Genomic DNA, 23,620 nt, shown 5'->3' on the forward strand with positions numbered 1-23,620 from the left:
CCCACCGGCCCCCGCCCGTCACACTGGGGGCCCCAATGGCCCGCCCCATGGCTCCCCTGCCGCCCCCCGAGCCCAGCACCCATCTGGAGACCACCGCCGCCCTGCAGGCCCGCAAGGTGCGTTTTGAGCTCAACCGGGTGGTGCTGCCGATCGGCATCGAGGGCACCTACGGCGTGATCCGCCATCCCGGCGCCTCCCTGGCGGTGCCGGTGCTCGAGGACGGCCGGGTGGTGATCCTGCGCCAGTACCGCTTCGCCGTGGCCGGGCGGCTGCTGGAGTTCCCGGCCGGAACCCTGGAGGAGGGGGAGGAGCCCCTGGGCTCGATGCGGCGGGAGCTGGAGGAGGAGACCGGCTACAGCGCCAGCCGCTGGGATCCCCTGGGCGCCATGTACCCCTGCCCCGGCTACTCCGACGAGGTGATCCACCTCTTCCTGGCCCGCGATCTCACCCTCCTGCAGGACCGCCCCCCCGGCGATGACGACGAGGACATGGAGGTGCTGCTGCTGGAGCCGGCGCAGCTGGATGCGCTCCTGGCCAGCGGCGACGAGGCCCTGGACGGCAAAACGGTCACGGCCTGGTACCGCGCCCGTCAGCTGCTCGGACTCTGATGGCCCCGGAGCGCTGGCTGTTCTGGCATCGCCGCGACCTGCGCCTGGCCGACAACCTGGGCCTGGCGGCGGCCGCCGCCGCCACCCCGGCCGTCACCGGCCTCTACGTGCTGGATCCGGCGATCCTCTCGGACCCGCTGATGGCGCCGGCCCGGGCCTGGTTCCTCTGCGAGAGCCTGCGGGAGCTGGCGGCCCGCTGGCGGGCGGCCGGCAGCCGGCTGCTGATCCTGCGGGGTGACCCGACCGCCCTGGTGCCCCTGGCGGCCCGGGCGGCAGGGGCGGCCGTGGTGACCTGGAACCGGGAGGTGGAGCCCTACGGCCGCGAGCGCGACCGGCAGGTGGCGGCGGCGCTGCAGGGCCAGGGCACCCGGGTGCTGGTGGACTGGGACCAGCTGCTGGTGGCGCCGGAGGCGATCCGCACCGGCGCCGGCGAGCCCTACCGGGTCTATGGCCCCTTCCTGCGCAACTGGCGCGGCCAGGTGGAGGGTCGGGCCGGGCTCGGTCCCGGATCGGTCGGCGGCCTGGAGCCGGTGGCGGCGCCGAGCGGCCTGCGGGATCTCGATCCCGGCTCCCTGCCGGCGGAGCGCGCCACCCAGTGGGAGGCCCTGCCCCGGCTGGACACCGTGCCCACCGCCGAGGCGCTGGGTTTCCACTTCAGCGGCGCCGACCTCTGCCCCTGCCGCCCCGGGGAGGCGGCCGCCCTGGCCCAGCTGCAGGCCTTCGCCGACGGCGGCGTCAACGGCGGTCCCCTGGCGGCCTACGAGCCGGGTCGCAACCTGCCGGGTGAGGCCGGCACCTCCGGGCTGTCCGCCGCCCTGAGCGCCGGCACCCTCAGCCCCCGCCAGGCCTGGGCCGCCGCCCGGGAGGCCCGCGCCCTCGCCCGCAGCACCGAGGCCCTCACCTCCATCGGCGTCTGGGAGCAGGAACTGGCCTGGCGCGAGTTCTACCAGCAGGCCCTGTTCCATTTCCCCGAGCTGGCCGACGGCCCCTACCGCCCCCAGTGGCGCCACTTCCCGTGGGAGAACGACCCCGAGCGGCTGCGGGCCTGGGAGGAGGGGCTCACCGGCCTGCCGATCATCGATGCCGCCATGCGCCAGCTGAACGAGAGCGGCTGGATGCACAACCGCTGCCGCATGGTCGTGGCGTCCTACCTCGTCAAGGACCTGATCATCGACTGGCGCCATGGCGAAAAGGCCTTCATGGTCCGCCTGGTGGACGGCGATCTGGCCGCCAACAACGGCGGCTGGCAGTGGAGCGCCAGCAGCGGCATGGATCCCCGGCCCTTGCGCATCTTCAATCCCTCCACCCAGGCGGCCAAGTTCGATCCGGAGGCCACCTACATCCGCCGCTGGCTGCCGGAGCTGGCCCATGTGGCCACCGCCGACCTGATCAGCGGCGACATCGCACCCCTGGAACGGCGCGGCTACCCGGCGCCGATCGTCAGCCATAAGGTCCAGCAGGCCCGCTTCAAGGCCCTGTACGCAGCCCTGCCCCGGGGCTAGGCGGGCGGGGTTGGGTGCCCCTGGGCCTGGCTTCTGGGGCCTCAGGCGACGACGGCTTCGGCCCCCACCAGGCTGCGCACGGCGGCGATGACGCTGTCCTGCTGCTCGGCAGTGAGTTCCGGGAAGATCGGCAGGCTGAGCACTTCGGCACAGAGCCGTTCGGTGATCGGCAGGCTGCCGGGGGCGTAGCCGAGGGAGGCGTAAGCCGGCTGCCGGTGGATGGGGATCGGGTAGTAGATGATCGTCGTCACTCCCGCCTCCTGGAGCTGCTGCTTGAGCCAGTCGCGGCAGCAGGCCTCGGGCAGTCCGTAGCTGGCGCTGTCGGCCGCCGGGGTGCAGCGTCCCCCGCAGGCGCTGGTGGCGGCAGGGCAGCGGGGCACCCGCACCACGAACTGGTTCCAGCTGTGGCCCTCCGGTCCGGGGGCCGCGGGCACCAGGCCCGGCAGGCCCGCCAGTTCCCGCTGGTAGCGCTCGGCGATGGCCCGACGCCGCTCCACCCAGCCGGCCAGGTGGGGCAGCTTCACCATCAGGACGGCGGCCTGCATGGCATCGAGGCGGCTGTTGTAGCCCAGATCGGTGTGCAGGTAGCGGCGGGGCATGCCGTGCACGGCCAGCTCCCGGATCCGCTGGGCCAGCTCGGCGTCACCGCAGACCACCATGCCGCCGTCGCCCGCGGCGCCCAGGTTCTTGGTGGGAAAGAAGCTGAAGCAGCCGGCGTCGCCCCAGCCGCCCACCGGCCGGCCGGCCCAGCTGGCGCCGCTGGCCTGGGCGCAGTCCTCGATCACCCGCAGGCCGTGGGCGGAGGCGATGGCCATGATCCGCTCCATGTCCACCGGCCGGCCGAACAGGTGCACGGGCATCAGGGCCCGGGTGGAGGGGGTGATGGCGGCCTCGATCCCCTCCGGATCGATCAGGTAGGTGTCCGGGTCCACGTCCACGAACACCGGCGTGGCCCCCACGGCGCTGATCGCTTCGGCGGTGGCGAAGAAGCTGAACGAGCTGGTGATCACCTCGTCGCCGGCGCCGATCCCCAGGGCCCGCAGCGCCAGGACCAGGGCATCGGTGCCGCTGTTGCAGCCGATGGCATGGGGCACGCCGCAGGCCTCGGCGAAGGCGGCCTCAAAGCCGTTGATGGTGCTCCCCCCGATGTACTGGCCACTGCGCAGGACGTCCAGGACGGCCTGGTCGAGGGCGTCTCCGAGCTGGTGCAGTTGCTCGCTGAGACTGAAGGGGGGCACATGCATGGCGGCAACATTAAGCCTGCGGATCCGACCGCCGCCGCCACCACCCAGGAAGCGTCAGCCGCTGAACCAGGGGGGCTCGGCGCCGGCCCGCCACTTGATGTTGCAGCCGATCGCCGGCCGCTGCGGTTCCGGCACCGGCCGCCCCTCCAGCAGGGCCGCCAGGGCCGCCCGCAGATCCCGGCCATCGCAGGGCTCGCCGCCGGGACGGCTGCCATCCAGCTGGCCCCGGTAGGCGAGCCGGTGGGTCCGATCGAAGAGAAAGACGTCCGGGGTGCAGGCGGCCCGGAAGGCCTGGGCCACGCTCTGGTCGGGGTCCTGCAGGTAGGGGAAGGTCCAGCCGCAGGCCGCGGCCTGGGCCGCCATCCCCGCCGGCCCGTCCTGGGGATGGCTGGCGGTGCTGTTGCTGCAGAGGCCGATCAGGCCCGCCCGTCCCTCCAGGTCGCCCTGCAGCCGGGTGAGTTCCGCCTCCACATGCTTCACGAACGGGCAGTGGGGGCACAGGAACAGCACCAGCACGGGGCTCCCGACAGGGGCGGCGGCCTCGAGCGGGCCACCCGTGACGGGCCGCAGGCCGGCCCGCATGGCGTCCAGCGGCAGCGGCGTGCCGAGGGGCAGCATGGTGGAGCTCGTGAGAACCATGGCTGTGCTGCCGCCCTTGCTGCAGAGCGGATGGGGGAGAGCGGGCAAGGATCATCGCCGCCACCGAGCCATCCCCGCCGTGTCGCCACCGTGCCGTCTGCTGGTGCTGCCGCTTCTGGCGGCCGCACTCGCCGGCTGTGTGCCCGCCGATCAGCGCCCCAGCGGCCGGGTGTATCCCCTGCCGAGACACCAGCCCAACGACGGCCTCGCCGTGGTGAGTCGGCCCGGTGGCGAAGGCCTGCACATCTGGATCGAGACCGACACCGCCCGTCCCGGTGTCTGCCGGCCGCGCTGGCTTCCGGACGCCGCCCGGCTGCGGGACGGCAACGGCCCCCAGCCCACCAGCTTCGGGCTGGCCCCGCGGGAGGAGTTCTTCCAGGCCCTGGACCGGGGGACGGTGCGTCTGGCCCTGCGCCGCCAGATGGAGGCGCTCTGCCGCCAGCGGGCCCCCGGCAGCAGCTTCCTGTGGGAGCCGCCCCCGCGGACCGCGGCCGAGCACCGGCCGCCGGTCCTGCCCCTGCTGGAGGAACCCGATCTGCTCAGCGACCCGCGGGCGATCCGGCGGGCTGAAAAGCAGTTGCTGGGTCTGCCCCTCGCCCCCGAGGACCTCGAGGAGCCCGGGGCGATGGACCACGGGGGTTGGTGAGGGCCATCGCCTCAGCGGCTCAGGCCAGGGCCGCGGCGCCCACGTACCCCTGCGGCAGCACGAGGGGCCAGACCTCCGGCTCCGGATCCCCCGGGGCCGGCGGCGGGCCGAACAGACCCATCCCCCTGGCCTTGAGGCCCGCCTCCAGCCGGCACCAGGCGGCCAGGAAGGCCTGCTCGCGCTGCTCCTGCGGCAGGCTGCGGATGGCGTCCCATTCCCCCGGCGGCAGACAGCGGCGGGCGATGCTCTCCCACTCCGGCACCGGCCGACACCGCTCCACATCCACCCCCACCGGCCGACGGGGGTGAAAGCCCAGCAGGATCAGGTCCCCCGAATGGGAGACGTTGAAGTGGGGAGGCAGCTCCCCCCCCTCCGGCCACGGGGTCCCCGGGCCAGACAGCGGCAGCAGTTCCGGCTTGCCATGGGGCCCCGCCCCCAGCACGAGGCCGGCGGGGTCGCACCCCAGCCAGCTCCCCAGAATCAGCCGCAGGGCGCCGCGACCCAGCAGGAAGCGCTCGCCATCCCCCTCGCCCCGCAGCCGTTCCAGCCGTTGGCGCTCGCCTTCATTCAGCAGATCCCCCAGGGGAGTGACCAGCGCCCGGACGTCCGGATCGCGGCGATCGAGCAGCAGCAGCAGCAGGGGAGGCCCGTCGGACCCGGCGGGGGGCAAGGGTGGCGGAGCCAGGGCCGGGTCCGTCCGGGGCGGCCAGCGCTGAGGCCGGAGCAGCCAGGGGCCCCCCGCGGGTGGGGGAGAATCGCCGGACTGCATTCCTTCGCCCTCCGGCGCTCCGTTTCCCATGCTCCTTGATCTGCGCGGCAAGAAGGCTCTCGTCACCGGCATCGCCAACAACCGCTCGATCGCCTGGGGCATCGCCCAGCAGCTGGCGGCGGCGGGCTGCGAACTGGGCATCACCTACCTGCCGGACGACCGGGGGCGCTTCGAGGGCAAGGTGCGCGAACTCACCGCCCCCCTGAATCCCACCCTGTTCGAGCCCCTCGATGTGCAGAACCCGGCCCAGATCGAGGCCCTGTTCCAACGCATCGCCGAGCAGTGGGGAACGCTGGATGTGCTGATCCACTGCCTGGCTTTCGCCGGCAAGGACGAGCTGGTGGGGGACTTCAGCGCCATCAGCCCGGAGGGCTTCGCCCGGGCGCTGGAAGTGAGCGCCTATTCCCTGGCGCCCCTCTGCCGGCATGCCAAGCCCCTGTTCAGCCCGGGGGCCAGCGTGATCACCCTGAGCTACCTGGGCGCCGAGCGGGCGATCCCCAACTACAACGTGATGGGGGTGGCCAAGGCGGCCCTGGAGGCCTCGGTCCGCTACCTGGCGGCGGAGCTGGGCCCCGGGCAGCAGGTGCGGGTGAACGCCATCAGCGCCGGCCCGATCCGCACCCTGGCCAGCTCGGCCATCGGCGGCATCCTTGACATGATCCACAACGTCGAGGAGAAGGCTCCCCTGCGCCGCACCGTCACCCAGGACGAGGTGGGCGCCACCGCCGCCTTCCTGGCCAGCCCCCTGGCCAGCGGCATCACCGGCCAGGTGATCTACGTGGATGCCGGGTATTGCATCACGGGGATGTGAGCCAGCCCTGTCTTCCGTCGGCCAAAGGGTGCTCGGCACTGGAGAGTCCTTGAGCGACCCCATGCAGCGAACAATTGTCGACAAGGGAGTTGCGGGGCTTGGCAATCGCCTTCAGGTCCTGGGCCATTGCTGTGATCTCTCCAGACGATTCAACGCTGTTCTGTGTGTTGACTGGACCCATAACTCATGGAATGATCATTTCGAGAGCTATTTTTCGCTGGCATGCCCTTCGGAACCGGCCTTTCGGCGGCCCGATGGTGATTTTGGTCTTGTGATTCCACCCCGCTATGCGAGCCGCATCACGCAAGACCCCTTGAAATGTGATGCCCTGAAGGATGGGTTGTTTCTGACTGACCATGGGCCATCTCTGGACGGTCCCTGGGACACTCTGGTTGTATGTCGCTATCTTGCTCGCTACTCCAATCGGCTATTCCGCCTGCTTCGGTTGCATCAAGATGTCAGAAAGGCGGTCGACGATCGGATGGGTGACCTGGGCCTGTCGCCGGGCAGCTATGACTGTTGGCATATTCGTCACACGGATGCCTCGGGTGGATGCCCTCTCGACATTCTGAAGGCCATTGCTCACTATTCAAGCGCCCGAAAGAAAGTCGTGATCACGGACAGCATGGACGTTGCCGACTTGTGCGTTTCCTATGGAATCATCTGCCCGTCCGTCATCCCTGCGGTCAAGCGTGGTAGCCGGCATGGGGTCCACCATCTCAGAGAGGCACAGCTTGGCCAGCATGGATTGACCAAGCAGGACGTCAACCGTTCAGCCATTGTCGACCTCATGATCGCCGGTTCGGCACGTCAATTCTGGGGTACCTGTCAGCGATCGACTTTCAGCGAATTCATTTATCGTGGCAGAATTGTTTCCTGGTTTGAATCTGCTCTTTCCGGCAAGCGATTGAACCTGCTCTGCTGGGCCAATGTCGCCGTCGCCAGTTTCCTGTTTCGTTGCTATCTTAGCTATAAGATCCGTTGGGGACGGCACAGGGGGTGGATTCTCGAATGATTCTCCCCGGTGGTCATTCCAGTCCCCGGCACCTGTCCCATGTTCTGCTCTTCTGGTTCGGCGACGACTGGGGGATCTATGGCCGCACCTATGAGCAGATCGCCACGACGCTGAGCCGCTGCGACCATATCGAGCAGGTGCTTGTGGTTCTGCCCTCATCCAAAGGGGAGACGCTGGCCACGTCCTTTCAGGTCATCTCCGAGAGGCTTGCTGTCGCGCGCCTTTACTGGAGGCCCGGTGATGCCAGCCCCTTCCGGCTGCGAAGCCTCGCTTCACGGCTGAAGCTCGAATGGGAGCGCATCGGCCTGAGGCGACGCATCCGATCCCTCGGGTTCCGAAAAGCAAACACCCTGCTGTGGTTGTTTCCGCCCCATCCCGTCCTCGATGAGCTGGTGCGCCAGGTGCCTGCTGCGGCCCGGATCATCCAGATCGTGGATGATTTCACCCTGGTCGACAAGACCGACTGGTACTACCCCTTTGCGGTGGATCAGTATCCGCGAATCGGAGCCATGGCCGACCTCATCGCCGTCACCTCGAAGGCGAATGAGGATAAGTTTTCGCCCCAGGCTCCCTGTGTCCGGATCGATCAGGCCGTGAGTTCGGCCTTTCTGGCGGAGGCCTCCGATTTCAGGCCCGCCGGCCCCCAGCCAGTTCTGGGCTATGTCGGCACGTTCTGGGATCGCACGGACATCGATCTGCTGCGCAGGATCGCCCTGGAGCGGCCCCACTGCCGGCTTCTGCTGGTGGGGCCCGAACTCAACCGGCGCCTGTCGGACTCCGGCCTGCTCCGCCTCGGCAATGTGGAGTGGCTCGGGAGCCTTCCCAATGATCAGGTGCCGATGCAGCTGAAGCGGATGAATCTCTGCCTGATTCCCCATCTCGATACGCCCTTCTCGCGGTCGATGAGTCCGCTGAAACTGTTTCAGTACATCGCCAGTGGCAAGCCGGTGGTCTCCTCCGCCGTGGAAGGGCTGGAGCTGGCCGAGGATCTGATCCGGATCGAAAAGGATCCCGCCGGCTTCCTGAAGGCCATCGATGAGGAACTGGCCTCCGACAGTCCGGAGAAGTTCCGTGCGCGGGTGGCCTTCGCCTGGGCCCAGACCTGGGAAAGTCGGGTGGAACGGATCCTGGCGGCCCTGCCGGCTCAGCCCTGAGGCATCGGCATCAGGGTCCCCATCCACTCGATGCTGGTGGTGTGCAGGTTGTAGTACGCCGCCTCCACCTGCAGACGGCCCGATCGGAGCCTGTCGGTGAGCATCACGCTGGAATCGACGAGGTTGCGGGCGGCGTTGAGGGTGTGACGCCGGCAGGCCTCCTCCAGGTTGTGTTCGCCGCCGAGGCTGAACAGCTCCATGCGCAGCTGGCCCACCACCTGGGACAGGCTCGGCGTCAGGTTGAGCTCCCGGTCGAAGGCGGCCGCCACCGCCCCGCAGGCGGCGTGGCCAAGCACCACGATCACCGGCACCTCCAGGTGGCTCACGGCGTACTCGAGCGAGGCGATGGCGGCCACGGTGCTCATCGTGCCGGCATTGCGCACCACGAACAGATCGCCGAAGCCCGTGTCGAACAGCAGCTCCACCGGCACCCGCGAGTCGGCGCAGCCCAGGACCGCCGCCACGGGAGTCTGGCCCGCTTCCACCTCCAGCATCCGCAGGCGATCGCTGTGGGGGTGGAGCACATGGCCGTCGAGAAAGCGCTGGTGCCCGGCGCGCAGCTGATCGAGGACGGCACCCGGACGTTCATGCATGGGACTCACCCCACCACCCCTGGCGGCCCGGCGCCGTAGCGCTTCACACCATGGGCCCCTTATCGCCATGGGCGCACCGGACCGCCGGAGCGCGGGCCCGGGGGCTTTGGCATGATTCAGGTCCGGCCCGTTGCCTTCGCTCGCGTGTCCACCAGCCCCCAGCGCACCGGCGAAGTCCATCGCGTCACCGGTGAAACCGACGTGCATGTGGCCCTCGATCTCGACGGCACCGGCCGCTGTCAGGTGGCGACCGGCGTGCCGTTCCTCGACCACATGCTCCACCAGCTCGCCAGCCACGGCCTGCTGGATCTGGAGATCACCGCCAGGGGCGACACCCACATCGACGACCACCACACCAACGAGGACGTGGGCATCGCCCTGGGCCAGGCCCTGGCCCAGGCCCTCGGCGATCGCCGGGGCATCCGCCGCTTCGGCCACTTCCTGGCCCCCCTCGATGAGGCCCTGGTGCAGGTGGCCCTCGACTGCTCCGGCCGGCCCCACCTCAGCTATGACCTGGCCATCCCCGCCCAGCGCATCGGCACATACGACACCGAACTGGTGCGGGAATTCTTCGTGGCGGTGGCCAACAACGCCGGCCTCACCCTGCACATCCGCCAGCTGGCGGGGGTGAACTCCCACCACATCGTCGAGGCCGGTTTCAAGGCGTTCGCCCGCGCCCTGGACCAGGCGGTGGAGATCGATCCCCGCCGCGGTGGAGCCGTGCCCAGCAGCAAGGGGGTGCTGGAGCGCGCCGGTCAGGTCGCTGCCTGAACGGTGCGTCGCCAGTAGCATCAGGTGATCTGCGTACGCGCCATGCGTCCCCTCCTTCTGCTGGTTGCCGGTTTCACGGCCGCCCTTGCCGTGGCTGCCCCGGCCCGTGCCGCTGACTGCCTGCCGAGCCAGGCCCAGGAGGCCCCCTGTGCCGTGTCCCAGCCCCCCTGCCCGGTGGTGGAGCTCCCCTGCGAGGCCTGAGGCCGGGACGGCCGCCCACGCCTTCACACTCCGTTACGTGATAATCGGGACAGCGCGCTGCGCTGTTCTTCCCGTGGGCTGATCCGATGACCGTTGCCTCCCCCGCCGCCGCGGCCTCGCCTGCCTACGACCGCGCCGACTGGTCCAGCTCCTTCTGCAACGTCAGCGTCGAGCTCAGCGACGAGCCCCTCGTCGCCGCCCGTGGTGCCATCCCCGCCGAGCTGAGCGGTACCCTCTACCGCAACGGCCCCGGCCGGCTTGAGCGCGGTGGCCACTGGGTCCACCACCCCTTCGATGGCGACGGGATGATCACGGCCCTGCGCTTTTCCGAGGGTGGCACCCGGCTCAGCAACCGCTTCGTGCGCACCGAGGGCTGGCTGGCCGAGGAACAGGCCGGCACGGTGCTCTACCGGGGCGTGTTCGGCACCCCCAAGCCCGGCGGCCCGCTGGCCAACGCCTTCGATCTGCGGCTCAAGAACATCGCCAACACCCATGTGGTGCGACTCGGCGACCAGCTGCTCGCCCTCTGGGAGGCCAGCTCCCCCCATGCCCTCGATCCCCTCAGCCTCGAGACCCGCGGTCTGACCCTGCTGGACGGGGTGCTCAAGCCGGGTGAGGCCTTCAGTGCCCACCCCCGTTTCGATCCCGGCCACCACGGCGCTCCCCGGATGGTCACCTTCGGTGTGAAGGCCGGCCCCCGCAGCACCGTGCGCCTGATGGAGTTCGCCGCCGACGGTCCCGGGGCCGGCACCCTGCTGGCCGACTCCAGCCACAGCTTCGGCGGCTTCGCCTTCCTGCACGATTTCGCCATCACCCCCAACTGGGCGGTGTTCCTGCAGAACGCCATCGACTTCAACCCCCTCCCCTACGTGCTCGGCCGCAAAGGGGCGGCCCAGTGCCTGAAGTCCCGGGCCGGTGCCCGCGGCCAGTTCTGGCTGATTCCGCGCCAGGACGGTGCCTTCGCCGGCCAGGAGCCGCGGGTGCTGGAGGCTCCGGAAGGCTTCGTGTTCCACCATCTCAACGCCTGGGAGGACGGCGATGCGGTGGTGGTCGACAGCATCTTCTACGCCGATTTCCCCTCCATCGGCCCCGACCAGGACTACAAGGAGGTCGACTTCGACCGCATCCCCGAGGGCCTGCTGGAGCGGTGCCGTCTCGACCTGGCCAGCGGCACGGTCACGGCCACGCGGCTGAGTGAGCGCACCTGTGAATTCGCCATGGTGGCGCCGGCCCGGGTGGGGCTGGAGAGTCGTTACGGCTGGATGGCGGTGGCCGAGCGGGAGCGCGGCAACGACCCCCTGCAGGCCCTGATGAAGCTCGATCTCGCCAGCGGTGAGTCCCGCGTCTGGAGTGCGGCGCCCCGCGGCTTCGTCAGTGAGCCGATCATGGTGCCCCGTCCCGGCGCCACGGCCGAGGACGACGGCTGGGTGCTCGGCCTGGTCTGGAACGGCGCCCGCAGTGCCAGCGATCTTGTGGTTCTCGATGCCGCCTCCATGGGCGAGGTCGCCGTGCTGGAGCTTCCCCTGGCCATCCCCCATGGCCTGCATGGCAGCTGGGTGGCGGCCTGAGGCCGCGCCGCTCTGCCAGCGGCTGGGCGATCAGCGCCGGATCAGCCCGCGCGTTCGGCGCGCCACCTTGCGGGCCAGCTTGAGCAGGGGCCAGAGCAGGGAGAGGGGAAAGGGCTGGCGAACCAGCGGGGTTTCGGCTTTCCGGTAGTCCTTGTAGAGCCGACGATGGGCGTTCGGGTCTTCCGAGCCATCAAAGACGCTGTACTGCAGGCCGATCTCCTCGCTGCCGACCAGGCGCCGGTGGGGATGGGCCGCCAGGATCCGGTGGATGCTTTGTGTGTAGACGACCGGGCCAGTGGTGCAGATCACCGCCTCCCAGGGATTGGTGTGAACGAAGGGTTCGTAGCGATCGATGTTTCTGAGCACCGCAGCGATCACGGCGGCCAGATAGGGATGGCCGGGAGAGGCGATGACATGCCACTGCTGGAATTCGCCGCCCGGGATGGCGGCCAGTTGCCGGTGGGTGCCCCAGCCGGCATGGGGACTGCCGGGTGAATGGTCCCACTGGCTCAGCAGGAAGGCATCATCGTCGCGCAGCACCTCGGAGAACGGCCGGGTGACGCAGGCCTTGATGTCCAGGTAGACACCGCCGAAGTGGTAGATGCACAGATAGCGGAACAGATCGGCACGGGCGGCACCGTAGGCAGGATCAATCCGCAGATAGCGGGCCAGGATCGCCTCGCCGTAGGTGTCGCCGATGAACCGCTCACAGTCGCGATCGTCGTAGAAGCGATAGGTGAAGTCAGGGTTGAGGGCTTCGATCGCGCGACAGTTCTCCTCCAGCACGGACGGCAACCGACTCCTGGTGCTGAACGTCTGATGGATGATCCTGGGAATGCCGCGGCTGGCCGGAGGATGGGAGGCCAGGGACGCCCCTGAAAGCAGCCACGCGCTGGCTCGGTTCACCCCGCTCCGCCCCTGCATCGTCTCCCCCATCGTCCAGCTGTGAAAGGACCGCGCCGGCCTCAGCCGCGCGAGAAACGGGTGAAGGTGGCGGGGGAGAAGAGATGACCTTCGGAAAGGGCGATGGCGACCACGGCATCGGCGTCGGCGGCGGCATCCACACGGGCCTTGAGGGCCGGATCGGCGGCCACCTTGGCGAGGAAAGCGGTGAGCTGGGATTTGGACATGGGACCATCGACTACGGACTCTCCGTCCTACTCCCTTTCAGGGCGCGGCCTGGAGCCCGATGTGGTGTTCCGTTCCCGCCATGGCCTGGTTCATCAAGACCGAAACCTTCCGGTTCCCCCACGACGCCGTGATCCCCCACCTGCAGGAGCATCGCCGCTGGGTGGAGCGGCTGCGTCTGGAGGGACGCCGCATCAGCAGCGGCTATCTGGTGGATGACCAGGGGCGGCCCGGTGGCGGCGGCCTGCTGCTGCTCGAGGCTCCCGACCATGCCGCCGCCCTCGCCCTGGTGCTCCAGGATCCGATGGTGATCGCCGGGTGTGTGCACTGGCAGCTGCAGGGGTGGCGGCCGGCGGTGGGGGACCTGGCGGTGTCCTGATGACGGATCGACGTCTCCTGGTCATCTCGAGAATCGGCGTCGGCCCCCCCTACGCCGGCAACCGAAGCCGCATGGCCGCGTTGCTCGACGACCTGCGGGCCCTTGGCTTCGAGCTCCATTTCGCCGGTGTCGATCTCTCCGCTGAAGAGAAACGGGAGACCCGCAAGGCTGTCGACCGCTGGATTCACGATTTCGTCTGGCCCCCGGGCGGCCGGCGGCCGCTGGCCGCCCGGGTCAGGCAGCGACTTGGCAGAGCGTTGCAGGGGCTCCGTCGTCGCTGCTGGCCGGGGCGGGAGCCGGGGCCCTCCATCGGCAACCGCCCCCTGGACGACTGGTTTCATCCGAGCTGGCTCCCTGAGGCGCGCCGTCTCCAGCGCGCCGGCAACTACAGGCGCGTGCTGGTGTCCTACGTGACCCATTCCGCCTTCTTTGAAGTCTTCGACTCCCGTTGTCTGAAGATTCTGGATTGTCATGATGTCTTCACGGATCGGAACGCCCTGCTCCAGAGGGCCCAGCTGGATCCTGAGGACTTCTGGATTTCCCTGAACCAGGGCGACGAGTGCCGGGGATTGCGGCGATCCGATGTGATCCTCGGCATCCAGGAGCGAGAATCCAGCTACTTCCAGCGCCTGACCCATGGCCGGCGTGTCGTCAGGACCGTCGGCCACATCATTCCATCGGATCCTTTGCCCTTCGCCGAAGCCCGGGTTCCCGTCGTGGGCTATCTGGCCTCGGCGAATCCCCTCAACCGGGTGGGTCTGCGCTGGTTCCTTGAGCAGGTGTGGCCGCTGGTCAGGAAGAGGGGGGGCGTCGGCCGGCTGGTGGTCGCCGGCGGGATCTGCGAGGCGATGCCCTTCCCTGAGGAGGTTGAGCTCCTCGGGGTCGTGCCATCTGCCCGGGACATCTATCAGTTATCGCTGTTCATGATCAATCCCATGCGCACCGGCACCGGCTTGAAGATCAAGACGGTGGAAGCCATGGCCCATGGCCGGGCGATCGTGACGACGCCGGCCGGTGTGGAGGGCATGGCCCTGACCCCGGGCGTTTCGGTGGCTGGAACGGCTGACGACTTCGCCGAGGCCGTGCTCGCCTATCTCCGCGATCCTGCGGCAGCCCGGAAGGCCGGTGTCGCCGCAGCGGAGCATCTCGACGGCCTGCGCCATGAGGCGCGGGAGGCCCTGTTGGAGGCCCTGGACACGCCTCCGGTTCAGCGGTTTCGGCCGGCCTTCCGGTAGCCCCCGGCGATCGTCCGGGCCATGGCCTCCCAGGTCAGGGATCGGCCGAGGTTGCTGTTGTGGGCCCGCATCCCATCGAGATCGCGCCCCTCGATCCTGGCCAGGGCCTCCGCCAGGAGGCCGGGGGCGAAGTATTCCGCTCCGGCATCGCCCGGCAGGTCGTAGACCCTGGCGGCCTCCGGGAGCACCATGGGACAACCGAAGGTGAGCCCGAGCGAGACAACCCCTGAGGTGAGCGTGGCGGTGTAAGGCGCCACCAAGACATCCGCGAGCGAAAAGAGGGCGGACACATCCGGTTCCGACACGTAGCCGATGCGCAGGCGGATGCGGGGGTCCTTCGCTGAGGCTTCGTTGAGCCATTCCGTCGATACCCCCGGGATGGGGGCACCGGCGACCAGGAGCCTGTAGTGGGACCCCGGTCGACGATGGAAGGCTTCAACAAGGGACTCGAGACCCTTGTAACGACGGATGTTGCCAAAGAACAGAAAGGTGAAGTCGGCGTTGCTGATGTCGGTCTCCCTGGCCAGGGCTTCGCGTCTGGATGGGTTGGGTGGATAGTCCTCGGGGTAGCCGGCGTGAGCTGCCACAAGCGCTTTCTTCTTCAGCGAAACGCCGTATTCCTCCTCGGCTCGGTCAATGGACGATCTGCTGTGAAAATGAATGCCATTGGCAAATCTGGTGATCAGCCTTCGAACCTTCAGCTCCCTGGCATGGTCTGGGCATTCATGGCTGATCAGGTTGTGCACTGTCCAGAACAGTCTTCCGCCCCGTAGCCTGAACAAACTCAGGTCGATCAGCATCAGAAGGTACCAGGCCAGGAATCGGATCCTGGACTGGGCATAGACGGCCTGGTCCGTCAGGCCGTTCAGCCAATGCAGGTGAACGATCACCTTCCTGGAATACAGCCGTTGCTGTCGAAAAAAGGCTCCAAACAGTGGAGGATGATCCTTGACGTCGACGCAGAAGCCCTGATGGATGAGCGCTTCGGCAAGCCGTTTCTGGTAGGGGTTGAAGCGTCGTTTGTCGGGCAGGAAGACGACCGTTGCCTCTTGCCCGTGCCCGCCCTTGTCTGAACCTGACATGGCTGGAGAGCAGGACGGTTCCATCCCAACCAACCATACAGGCCTCGGCCTGGGTCGCGTTCGATCCCCGAGCCGTGCGCTTCCAGCCAGCGTCGCTGGCCGGCGTCTCCGGGTCGTGCTGGTCTCGGCCATCGCCAGGGATCCACACCTTTAGGATCAAGAATCCATGGCTTACTCGTCCCGCCGTGACTGATTCAGCCAGGACGACGGATTCAGCCAGGACGACGGACGAACTGCGACGCCTTTTCGTTGTCGGTTCCGAAGAGCCTTATCACCAGGCTCTGTTCGAGGCGCTGGAGACCATCTGCACGGTGCAGACTCTGGCTCCCCGGCTCAGCTGGCGGGGCTGGCTGCCCGGCTTCGGTCGCCGTCGCCGGACCTGTGAACTCCCGCGCGGTGCCTTCTCCCGCCATCGCTGGCTGGTCAGGATGCTTGCCCCCCTGGTGCAGCGGCGCCTGCTGGCGACCTACGGCAAGGCCGACGCCCTGATCATCACCGATCCCCACTCCTGGCCCTACGCGATTCATCACCGCGCCCTCGCTTCCGTCATCGCCTATCTGGTCAGCGATGACTATGCGGCTTACCCCCATGTCCGACTCGATCAGGAACACGATCTGGTCCGTCACGTGGATCTCATCCTCCCCGTGTCCCAGCGCCTTGCCGAGGTGATCCGTGCTCGGTACGGCCTTGAGGCGTCCCGCTTTCCCATCATTCCCAACGGCATTCCCTCCTCCTGGCTGCCGGCCGAGCCTCCCGCCGCGTTGACGCCCCAGCCACCCCAGCGCCCCGCCCTGCCGGCGGATCTGGTGCCGGCCGATTTCCGGCCCCTGATCGGCATCATCGGCGTGATCGGCAGCCGCATCGACCTGCTGCCGATCGTCGCCGCCCACGACGCGCTGCCTGAGCTCCGCTGGCTGTTCGTGGGGCCGGTGCGCCGCCAGGTGCCCGGCCTCGCCCATCTCCAGAGCAGCCCCCGCTGCCGCTTCCTCGGCGCCATGCCCTACACCGAACTCCAGGCCTGTTTCGCCACCCTCGATGCGGCCGTGCTGCCCCTCACCGACGGCGACATCAACCCCTGCAGCAGCCCCGTCCGTTTCTTCTCCCAGCTGCCCACCGGCCAGCCGATTCTCTACACAGGCACCTGCGCCCAGATCGCCGAAACGCCGCATCTGGCCTATCACTGTGCCGATGGCCAGGCCCTCACGGCCACCCTCGAGCGCCTGGCCGCCACCGGCTTCCAGGACGGCTTTGCCACGGAGCGCCATCGGTTTGCCATGGGATGCACCTGGCAGAAGCGGGCCGAAGCGACGGCCGAGGCCCTGACGGCGGCCCTGCAGGCCCGCCGGGGTCCCGCCGACCCATGTCGTCAACGCCCTGGCGCCTAGACGGAGCCGCCATCGCGGGTCAAGAGCCTCAATCCCTGTGCGATACAAACAACTTGCCCTCCGCCTCCATGGAGCGGCGCGGCCTGGATGGGGGCCTGATCGCACACCCACTGGCCTGGGATCCGGGCCATAATTCAGCATCAGTCGTGCCAGTGTCACCGCCACGCCAGTGCCGCTGTCACTGCTTTGTTGTGTGGTTAAGGGTTGCGCAGCCGCCCCTGCGGGCGAGTCTCTGATTCAGATCGCACGTCTTCTTCCAGGTTCTGTTTCAAAATCCTAGTCAAGTCTTTCGGCAGTTCATTGTCACTGCCCGTTGCAAGGGTTGATCAATTCCAAAGAATCTCCTCATTATCCTTCGCCAGGTAAGCCGCAATGATGACCACCATTGTTGTTTCTCCAAGGGAGCGATACTCGTCAATCCTTGCCTCCTTGGAGTCGCTCTTTTCAACGATCTCTCCCGATGTGCCTGTCATTGTGGTTGAAGGCTCAACCCCGCGGACGATCAGACGGCGCCTCCGAGAGCTGAACGAACTCCGAGCCTTCACCCATGTTTCGCTTGGCTACATGGTGACGCCGAATGAGGCGCGGAACATCGGGATGCGCATGGCCTCGACCCCCTATGTGGTGCTTGCCGATAATGATATCGAGTATGAACCCGGATGGTTGGAGGCCCTTGAGCGGAATGCGTTGGAATCAGGCGCTGATGCGGTGGCGCCCTTGATCTTTATCGGACCGAGTGAGGCCAAGACCATTCACCACGCTGGAGGCCGACTGATCTTCAACGAATCCAGTGGTCGCCCGATCATCAAAGAGCAACATCGATTGATGAATGTACCTTTTGAGAGGGTGGAATCCAGGCTTTCAGAGCTGGCTCCAGCAGACAATGATGTCTGTGAGTTCCATTGTGCCATGCTGCGTAAGTCTGTCTGGGAGGCCATGGGTGGCCTTGATGAACGGCTCATCACCCGAGAGCAGGTCGACTTCGGGCTTCGGTTGATCAGCATGGGGACCAGGATCACGTTTGCCAAGGACAGCCATGTGACGTACCGGGCCTTTGATCCCTTCAACCCCATGGATCTTGGCTATCACCTTTTTCGTTGGTCTGACCATCGAGCCGTGGAATCCATGGATGCCTTCGAGGAGACCTGGCAGTTAAATCTTGAACGCGAACACATTCGTACCCAATGGATTGCCAATCACCGAGCCAGAGCCATCGCCTCCGCGTATCCACGTCTTTCCAGGTATCTGCCCAAGCGGGTCTTCCGTCGGTTCTTCATCCCACTTCTTGAGTTCCTCTCCAAGCGTCGCGAGATCAGAAGCCGAAGGGGGCTGTCCAACAGGCCCCTGATTCCCAGCCGTCCCGATGCCCCCGCTGTGAAGCTGGCGCTGCGCGCCATTTCGGCTTCTCCTGTGGGCTGATGATCATTGGAGGACTGGCGACGATGCCAAGCAGGCAGGACACCGCCGCTTTGGCCATACGATCAATTCTTCCCAATGTGGATCGGCTATACGTCTATCTTGACCGATTCACGGCCACCCCATCCTATGTGGTGCATCCCAAAATTGTCCTTCTCAAATCTCAGGACTTTGGGGCTATTGGCGCTAACGGCAAGCTTCTGGGCCTGGCTTCGGCGAACCCCGACGACTTCTATGTCTGTTTTGACGATGACAATTTCTATCCGCGAGACTTCTCTCTGCGGCTGCGACTAATGTTGCTGGCGTTGAATCGCTCTGCGGCCGTTGGAATTCACGGTAGTCGCCTGCACCGTGACTTTGTCAGCTTTTCGAAGCAACGAACGATTTTCCATTTCGCTGGCCGGCGACTTCGTCCTCGACGTGTGGATGTGCTGGCCACGAACGGCTGCATGTTCAGGGTTGGGACGATGCAATTTGATGTTCTCCGCTGGCCGGAGATCAACATGGTCGATCTGAATTTTGCGCTTGAGTCGGCCCGTCGACGGCTCGATCTCTGGATCTTGCCTCAATGCAGACATTGGGTCAGGCCCTTGAAGGAGTGTCAGGAGGACAGCATCTTCAAGGCCTTGGAGAAGGACGATTCAAGGCAGACGGAACTGGCCCATCAGCTCCTTTCCCTTCGACAGTCCCCATGAATGGATGCTTGAGATCAGCCTTCCGGACAGGCGACGTCTCTTCCCTGTTGAGGGCTTCTGCCCGGTTGATCGATTTCCGAGGCCAGCAGCTCCCTCAGTCCCGGCTCCAGCTGACTGAAGGCCCGCCCCCGGTGGCCCAGTTGGCCCTTGAGGCCCTTGTCCATCTCCGCGTAGCTGAGGCCCGTCTCGGGCACGAGGAACACCGGGTCGTAGCCGAAGCCGCCGCTGCCCCGCGGGGCCTCCAGAATCTCCCCGTCGCAGCGGCCCTCCACCTCCAGGCGGATCGCCCCGCTCGGGTCGGCCACGGCCAGGGCGGCCACGAAGGCCGCCCGGCGGTCCGGCCCCAGGCCCTGAGCGCAGCGCGCCTGGTCCGCATCCCCCAGCTCCTGCAGCAGGCGGGCGATCCGGGCGGGGTCGCTGTCGGCGTAGCGGGCCGAATGGACCCCGGGTGCGCCGCCCAGGGCCGCCACTGCCAGGCCCGAGTCGTCGGCCAGGGCCCAGTGGCCGGTCGCCCGGGCCACCGCCTCGGCCTTCAGCCGGGCATTGGCGGCGAACGTGGTGCCCGTTTCCTCCACCTCCAGGCCCTCGGGCTGGGGCCGCACCTCCAGGGGCAGGGAGGCCAGCAGGTGGGAGAACTCCCGGATCTTGCCGGCGTTGCCGCTGGCGATCACCAGCACGGTGGGCGCCACCCCGGGCTCCGATGGGGCGGCCATCAGATGCTCTCCGCCAGCTGGCGGGCCCAGGCCAGCACCGCCTGAACGCGGTCGGCGTCGGGGGCTTCGCAGTAGAGCCGCAGCAGGGGCTCGGTGCCGGAGAAGCGCAGCATCAGCCAGTGGCTGGGGCCCATCCGAAGCTTGACGCCATCGGTGCGGTTCACCTCCAGCACCGTCGCTCCCGCCACCTGCTGGGGCGGATCCTGGGCCAGCAGGGCCTCCAGCCGGCGGCGGCTGGCCATGTCCGGCAGACGCAGGTCGAGGCGGTCGTAGACGCTGGCGCCACCGCAGCGCTCCTGAAGGGCCGCCAGCCGGGCCCCGAGGGGCAGCCCCCCTTCCACCAGGGCCTCGATCAGCAGCAGGGCTGCGAACAGGGCATCCCGCTCCGGCAGATGGATGCCGAAGCCCACTCCGCCCGATTCCTCTCCACCCACCAGCACCTCGCCGCTGAGCATCTCGGCGGCGATGTACTTGAAGCCGACGGGCATCTCGATCACCTCCCGGCCCAGGTCGGCCGCCACCAGGGCCATCAGGTCGGAGCCGCTCACGGTCTTGACGACGCGGCCCCCCAGCCCGCGGGCCCGGGCCAGGTGGTCGATCAGCAGGGGCATCAGCAGCTGGGTGCTGCAGAAGCGGCCCTGCTCGTCCACCGCGGCGATGCGGTCACCGTCGCCGTCGAAGACAATCCCCACCGCTGGCCGGCCGGCGGCCGTGGCCTGGCGGACCTCGGCGATCAGCGCCTCCAGGTAGGGAGCCAGGGGTTCGGGCGGGTGGCCGCCGAACAGGGGATCCCGCTCCCCCCGGATCTCCCGGATCACGCCGGCAGCTGCCCCCGCCTCCCCCAGCAGGGCCGGCAGCCCGCCGGCGGCCGAGCCGTGCATCGGGTCCACGATCACCTGCAGGCCGGCGGCGGCCAGCCCCTGCACCAGGGCCGCGGCGTCGACCTTGGCGCCGAGCCCCGCCAGGTAGGTGCCCATGGCATCGAAACGTTCGGTGTCGCCGGGGATCGGCACCGTCAGGCCCCCGGCCGCCAGGCGCCGCTCCACCCGGGCGGTGAAGTCGCCCTCCACCGAGCCGCCGAAGGGTCCCTTGATCTTGAGGCCCAGCCATTCCGGCGGGTTGTGGCTGGCGGTGATCACCAGGGCCCCGAGGGCACCCCGCTCCACCACCGCCCAGCTGCAGGCCGGGGTGGGCACGGGGGTGGCAGCCAGCAGGGGCACCAGATCGGCCCCCCGCACGGCGGCGGCGATGGCCTCGGCCAGCTCCGGGGCCAGGAAGCGCCGGTCGTAGCCGATCACCACCTCCCGGCTGGCGAGGCCCTCCGGGGCGCTGGCGGCCAGTTCCCGGGCGGCGGCGGCCGCCACCGGCAGCAGCCGCTCCATGGTGATGTCCACCCCGAGGATGCCCCGCCAGCCATCGGTGCCGAAGTGGATCGGTCCGGCCTCGAGGGGCAGGGGGGCGGAGGCCATGGGCGGCGCGGAGGCGATGGAGGGGCAGGCCGGTCGTAGCAGGCCGGCCCCTCCGGATGGCTGGGGCGGGTGCCGGCCTGATGGCAGGCCACCGGTCCCCCTAGCCTGCATCCCATGCCCCAGACCCCGGACGCCGCCTCCCCCGGATCCCCCGTCCTCACCGACCGCCTGCTGCGCAGCTGGGTGCGCTGCCGGCGGCGGGCCTGGCTCGATCTCCACGGTGTGCCCCAGGAGCGGCTGTGGAGTGCCCACCGCGCCCTGGCCCTCGATGACCAGCTGCGCAGCTTCCAGAGCCTGCTGCCCCAGCGCCCCGGCCACGGGGAGGCGGCCTGCCGGGATGGGGCGCCCGGCGTGGTGGGCCTCAGGCTCGCGGGAACCGGCCCCCGGGGCCTGCGCCTGGAGGCCCACCCGAGCCTGCTGGAGCGGGTCGAGGAGCCCAGCCGCTGGGGTGCCCACAGCTACCGGCCGGTGCTGGCCCGCCAGGGCCGGCGCCTCACCCGGGAGCACCGCCTGCAGCTGGCCCTGTGGGGGCGGTTGCTGGCGGAGCACCAGCGGGCCCCCGTGCCCCATGGGCTGGTGGTGGCCGGCGCCGACCGGGGGCTGGAGCGGGAACGGCTCGCCCTCGGCCCTTCCCTGCAGCGCCAGCTCGACGAGAGCCTGGAGCGACTGGCGCTCGACCTGGCCCGCAGCGAGCCGCCGCCCCTCGTCAGCGACCGCAAGAAATGCACCCTCTGCAGCTGGCGCGGCGCCTGCGATCGGGTCGCCACCGCGGAGGGGCACCTCAGCGAGGTGAGCGGCATCGGCGGCAAACGGCGCGAGCTGCTGCTGGAACTGGGCATCGCCAGCCTCGACCAGCTGGCGGCGGCCGATCCGGACCGGCTGGCCGAGGACCTGGCCGCCCATGGGGAGCAGCACCGGGAGGTGGCCCCCCGGCTGGTGGCCCAGGCCAGGGTGCAGCGGCAGGGCACCCCCCGACGCAGCGGCGAGGGGGACGGCCCCGCCCTGCCGGAGCTCTCGGCGGCGCCCGGGGTGCTGCTCTACGACATCGAATCCGACCCCGATGCCCGCGACGACTTCCTCCACGGCCTGGTGCGGCTGGAGCGCGGCGCGGACGGCCTCTGGCCAGGGGCGCCCGGGCCGGGGGAGGACCTGGGGAGCTACCAGCCCCTGCTCGCCCTGCAGGAGCACGGCGAGGCGCTGCTCTGGCGGCGGCTCAGCACCCTGCTGGCACGCTATCCCGACTGGCCCGTGCTGCACTACGGCGAGACCGAGTCGGTCGCCCTGCTGCGGCTGGCCGAGCGCCAGGGGGCCAGCGAGCGGGAGCGGGAACGGTTGCGGGCCCGGCTGGTGGATGTGCACCAGCGGCTGCGGCGCCACTGGCTGCTGCCGGTCAACAGCTACGGGCTCAAGGCCGTCGCCGGCTGGCGGGGCTTCACCTGGAGCCAGAAGGGGGTCGACGGCGCCCGCTGCCTGCTCTGGTGGCGCCAGTGGCGGGAGGGCTCCGGCGGCCCGCGGCGTCCGAGCCGGCGGGCCCTGGGCCGCAAGCTGCAGCGGATCTTCCGCTACAACCAGGACGACAGCCTGGCCACCTGGGCGGTGGTCCGCTGGCTGCTCGATCAGGACGCGGCCTTGCCCCCGGGCCCCACCGGCGGCGGCTGAAACGCCTCCGGCAGCGAAAGGCTCAGTGACACGCCAGGGGCCGGCCCGGCCAGCAGATGGCTCTCCGCCAGCCAGGCCTTGCGCACCAGGGCCAGGCCGATCCAGCCCCCGTCACCGGGGAGTTCCAGGCTGGAGGTGATCAGGCCGGCGCGGCCCCCTGCCCCGTCCTGCAGGGGTGTGCCGACCGCGATGGCCTCGTCGGGGACAGCCGTGGCCCACCAGCGGCGCAGCTGCTGCTTGACCCCGTCGTAGGTGGCCAGCTTGGCCAGGGTCTCCTGGCCCACGTAGCAGCCCTTGCTCAGGCTCACCCGGCCCGCCAGCCCCAGCTCGAAGGGGTTGATCTCCTCGTTGATCTCCCCCGGCGCCGCCGGCAGGCCCTGCTGGAGCCGCCAGCGTTCCGCCTCCTGGGGTTCCAGGGGGCGCCTGGCGGCCAGTGAGGGGGGCAAGGGAGCCTCGGCCGGCAGCAGCAGGGCCTCCCCCAGCCGCCAGCCCGGCGAGCCCTCGAGCGGGGCCCAGGTGCCGGCCGGCAGGGCCTCCGGTTCCGGCGCCCCCAGAGGCTGGTGCAGGACGGCCGCCGTCACCGGACCCAGCCGCACCTTGTCGGCGGGGAACAACACCCGGTCGAGGGCGGTGCGCACGGCCCCGGGATCCCCGTCGACGATCACCAGCCAGGCCCCGGCGTCATCCACCAGCACCTCCGCCACCGCCCGCAGCCGGGCCGTGGGGCTGATGCAGCAGGTGCCGAGCCACTGGCCCGGGCGGGCCCCTTCGAGGGCCTGGCTGGTCTGGCCGTGCAGCACCCGCAGGGTGTCGGGACCGTCGAGCCGCAGCAGCCCCACCGGCCGCGACCAGCGGCTCCCCTCCGGCGGCGTCCACTGCCAGGGATCGGCCGCAGCCGGTGTCGGGTCGGGGGAGGGGGCCATGGCGGAGCGCGTCGC

Annotated in this window: 25 protein-coding genes; 15 read left to right on the forward strand and 10 right to left on the reverse strand. The window is 69.0% G+C overall.

The genetic code is table 11. The features are described from left to right. Positions 1-47: 47 nt before the first annotated feature. Both KUG38_RS07690 and KUG38_RS07695 read left to right on the forward strand, forming a co-directional pair. Entirely contained in the window at positions 48-608 is a 561-nt protein-coding gene (locus tag KUG38_RS07690; RefSeq protein ID WP_094584374.1) for an NUDIX hydrolase, read from the forward strand. Continuing rightward, complete coding sequence (locus tag KUG38_RS07695) at positions 608-2,110, forward strand: FAD-binding domain-containing protein (RefSeq protein ID WP_216920396.1); 1,503 nt, start codon at positions 608-610, stop codon at positions 2,108-2,110. The genes KUG38_RS07690 and KUG38_RS07695 overlap by 1 nt, the downstream gene beginning before the upstream one ends. Before the next feature lie 41 nt (positions 2,111-2,151). Here KUG38_RS07695 and KUG38_RS07700 read toward each other — a convergent pair whose 3' ends face one another. Both KUG38_RS07700 and KUG38_RS07705 read right to left on the reverse strand, forming a co-directional pair. Further along, a complete protein-coding gene (locus KUG38_RS07700; protein ID WP_216920398.1) occupies positions 2,152-3,354 on the reverse strand; it encodes a DegT/DnrJ/EryC1/StrS family aminotransferase in 1,203 nt (400 codons plus the stop codon). A gap of 54 nt (positions 3,355-3,408) precedes the next feature. Then, positions 3,409-3,993: a thioredoxin family protein gene (locus tag KUG38_RS07705; protein ID WP_216920400.1), complete on the reverse strand. Its 585-nt coding sequence runs from the start codon at positions 3,991-3,993 to the stop codon at positions 3,409-3,411. Between the two features lie 79 nt (positions 3,994-4,072). Here KUG38_RS07705 and KUG38_RS07710 point away from each other — a divergent pair, with 79 nt between their 5' ends. Further along, positions 4,073-4,639 carry a hypothetical protein gene (locus tag KUG38_RS07710; protein ID WP_216920402.1) on the forward strand — a complete coding sequence of 189 codons (567 nt, stop codon included), beginning with the start codon at positions 4,073-4,075 and terminating at the stop codon, positions 4,637-4,639. A gap of 19 nt (positions 4,640-4,658) precedes the next feature. Here the strand turns inward: KUG38_RS07710 and KUG38_RS07715 are convergent, their stop codons facing one another. Next, positions 4,659-5,309, reverse strand: coding sequence for a 4'-phosphopantetheinyl transferase family protein (locus KUG38_RS07715; RefSeq protein WP_216920404.1), 651 nt, complete (start codon positions 5,307-5,309; stop codon positions 4,659-4,661). Positions 5,310-5,436: 127 nt separating this feature from the next. On the opposite strand from KUG38_RS07715, the gene fabI reads away from it, so the two are divergent. Genes fabI through KUG38_RS07730 form a run of 3 tightly spaced genes read left to right on the forward strand, consistent with a single transcriptional unit; the run spans position 5,437 to position 8,388 of the window. After that, positions 5,437-6,219, forward strand: a complete 783-nt coding sequence (gene fabI, locus KUG38_RS07720; RefSeq protein WP_216920405.1) for an enoyl-ACP reductase FabI — start codon at positions 5,437-5,439, stop codon at positions 6,217-6,219. A 49-nt stretch (positions 6,220-6,268) separates the two neighbouring features. Beyond that, positions 6,269-7,234, forward strand: a complete 966-nt coding sequence (locus tag KUG38_RS07725; RefSeq protein ID WP_216920408.1) for an O-fucosyltransferase family protein — start codon at positions 6,269-6,271, stop codon at positions 7,232-7,234. Further along, a complete protein-coding gene (locus KUG38_RS07730; RefSeq protein WP_216920410.1) occupies positions 7,231-8,388 on the forward strand; it encodes a glycosyltransferase in 1,158 nt (385 codons plus the stop codon). Before KUG38_RS07725 ends, KUG38_RS07730 begins: the two co-directional genes overlap by 4 nt. Here the strand turns inward: KUG38_RS07730 and KUG38_RS07735 are convergent. After that, positions 8,379-8,981: a carbonic anhydrase gene (locus KUG38_RS07735; protein ID WP_216920412.1), complete on the reverse strand. Its 603-nt coding sequence runs from the start codon at positions 8,979-8,981 to the stop codon at positions 8,379-8,381. The genes KUG38_RS07730 and KUG38_RS07735 overlap by 10 nt on opposite strands. 111 nt (positions 8,982-9,092) lie before the next feature. On the opposite strand from KUG38_RS07735, the gene hisB reads away from it, so the two are divergent. The 3 genes from hisB (at position 9,093) to KUG38_RS07750 (ending at position 11,521) form a co-directional block, all read left to right on the forward strand. Continuing rightward, complete coding sequence (hisB, locus tag KUG38_RS07740; RefSeq protein ID WP_216920414.1) at positions 9,093-9,752, forward strand: imidazoleglycerol-phosphate dehydratase HisB; 660 nt, start codon at positions 9,093-9,095, stop codon at positions 9,750-9,752. Between the two features lie 42 nt (positions 9,753-9,794). After that, entirely contained in the window at positions 9,795-9,953 is a 159-nt protein-coding gene (locus tag KUG38_RS07745; RefSeq protein WP_216920416.1) for a hypothetical protein, read from the forward strand. 86 nt (positions 9,954-10,039) lie between these two features. Continuing rightward, entirely contained in the window at positions 10,040-11,521 is a 1,482-nt protein-coding gene (locus KUG38_RS07750; protein ID WP_216920418.1) for a carotenoid oxygenase family protein, read from the forward strand. Positions 11,522-11,551: 30 nt separating this feature from the next. Here the strand turns inward: KUG38_RS07750 and KUG38_RS07755 are convergent, their stop codons facing one another. Together KUG38_RS07755 and KUG38_RS07760 are read right to left on the reverse strand one after the other, a co-directional pair. Next, positions 11,552-12,307: a glycosyltransferase family 32 protein gene (locus KUG38_RS07755; protein ID WP_353617755.1), complete on the reverse strand. Its 756-nt coding sequence runs from the start codon at positions 12,305-12,307 to the stop codon at positions 11,552-11,554. A 179-nt stretch (positions 12,308-12,486) separates the two neighbouring features. Continuing rightward, positions 12,487-12,651 (reverse strand): Nif11-like leader peptide family RiPP precursor, encoded by a 165-nt coding sequence (locus KUG38_RS07760; protein WP_216920420.1) that lies wholly within the window; start codon positions 12,649-12,651, stop codon positions 12,487-12,489. 80 nt (positions 12,652-12,731) lie between these two features. Between KUG38_RS07760 and KUG38_RS07765 the strand changes: the two genes are divergently transcribed. Next, the gene (locus tag KUG38_RS07765; protein WP_216920421.1) at positions 12,732-13,028 is read left to right on the forward strand and encodes a YciI family protein; all 297 of its coding nucleotides are present in this window, start codon (positions 12,732-12,734) and stop codon (positions 13,026-13,028) included. Further along, positions 13,028-14,263 carry a glycosyltransferase gene (locus tag KUG38_RS07770; RefSeq protein WP_216920422.1) on the forward strand — a complete coding sequence of 412 codons (1,236 nt, stop codon included), beginning with the start codon at positions 13,028-13,030 and terminating at the stop codon, positions 14,261-14,263. Before KUG38_RS07765 ends, KUG38_RS07770 begins: the two co-directional genes overlap by 1 nt. Here the strand turns inward: KUG38_RS07770 and KUG38_RS07775 are convergent. Continuing rightward, positions 14,236-15,345 (reverse strand): glycosyltransferase, encoded by a 1,110-nt coding sequence (locus tag KUG38_RS07775; protein ID WP_216920423.1) that lies wholly within the window; start codon positions 15,343-15,345, stop codon positions 14,236-14,238. The two genes, KUG38_RS07770 and KUG38_RS07775, sit on opposite strands and share 28 nt — an antisense overlap. A 311-nt stretch (positions 15,346-15,656) precedes the next feature. On the opposite strand from KUG38_RS07775, the gene KUG38_RS07780 reads away from it, so the two are divergent. The 3 genes from KUG38_RS07780 to KUG38_RS07790 all read left to right on the forward strand — a co-directional run bounded on the left by KUG38_RS07780 (position 15,657) and on the right by KUG38_RS07790 (position 18,841). Continuing rightward, positions 15,657-16,730, forward strand: a complete 1,074-nt coding sequence (locus tag KUG38_RS07780) for a glycosyltransferase family protein (RefSeq protein WP_216920424.1) — start codon at positions 15,657-15,659, stop codon at positions 16,728-16,730. Positions 16,731-17,105: 375 nt separating this feature from the next. Then, positions 17,106-18,149 carry a glycosyltransferase family 2 protein gene (locus tag KUG38_RS07785; RefSeq protein ID WP_216920425.1) on the forward strand — a complete coding sequence of 348 codons (1,044 nt, stop codon included), beginning with the start codon at positions 17,106-17,108 and terminating at the stop codon, positions 18,147-18,149. After that, positions 18,149-18,841, forward strand: coding sequence for a hypothetical protein (locus tag KUG38_RS07790; RefSeq protein WP_216920427.1), 693 nt, complete (start codon positions 18,149-18,151; stop codon positions 18,839-18,841). Before KUG38_RS07785 ends, KUG38_RS07790 begins: the two co-directional genes overlap by 1 nt. Before the next feature lie 14 nt (positions 18,842-18,855). On the opposite strand, the gene rdgB is transcribed toward KUG38_RS07790, so the two are convergent. Continuing rightward, the gene (gene rdgB / locus KUG38_RS07795) at positions 18,856-19,554 is read right to left on the reverse strand and encodes an RdgB/HAM1 family non-canonical purine NTP pyrophosphatase (protein ID WP_216920429.1); all 699 of its coding nucleotides are present in this window, start codon (positions 19,552-19,554) and stop codon (positions 18,856-18,858) included. Beyond that, positions 19,554-21,023, reverse strand: coding sequence for a phosphohexomutase domain-containing protein (locus KUG38_RS07800; protein ID WP_216920431.1), 1,470 nt, complete (start codon positions 21,021-21,023; stop codon positions 19,554-19,556). Before KUG38_RS07800 ends, rdgB begins: the two co-directional genes overlap by 1 nt. A gap of 114 nt (positions 21,024-21,137) precedes the next feature. Here KUG38_RS07800 and KUG38_RS07805 point away from each other — a divergent pair, with 114 nt between their 5' ends. Then, positions 21,138-22,682, forward strand: coding sequence for a TM0106 family RecB-like putative nuclease (locus tag KUG38_RS07805; RefSeq protein ID WP_216920432.1), 1,545 nt, complete (start codon positions 21,138-21,140; stop codon positions 22,680-22,682). Here the strand turns inward: KUG38_RS07805 and ygfZ are convergent. Next, positions 22,640-23,605: a CAF17-like 4Fe-4S cluster assembly/insertion protein YgfZ gene (gene ygfZ, locus KUG38_RS07810; RefSeq protein ID WP_216920434.1), complete on the reverse strand. Its 966-nt coding sequence runs from the start codon at positions 23,603-23,605 to the stop codon at positions 22,640-22,642. The two genes, KUG38_RS07805 and ygfZ, sit on opposite strands and share 43 nt — an antisense overlap. Between the last annotated feature and the right edge of the window lie 15 nt (positions 23,606-23,620).

The organism is Synechococcus sp. CCAP 1479/9, from assembly GCF_019038535.1.
Classification (GTDB): Bacteria; Cyanobacteriota; Cyanobacteriia; order PCC-6307; family Cyanobiaceae; genus Cyanobium.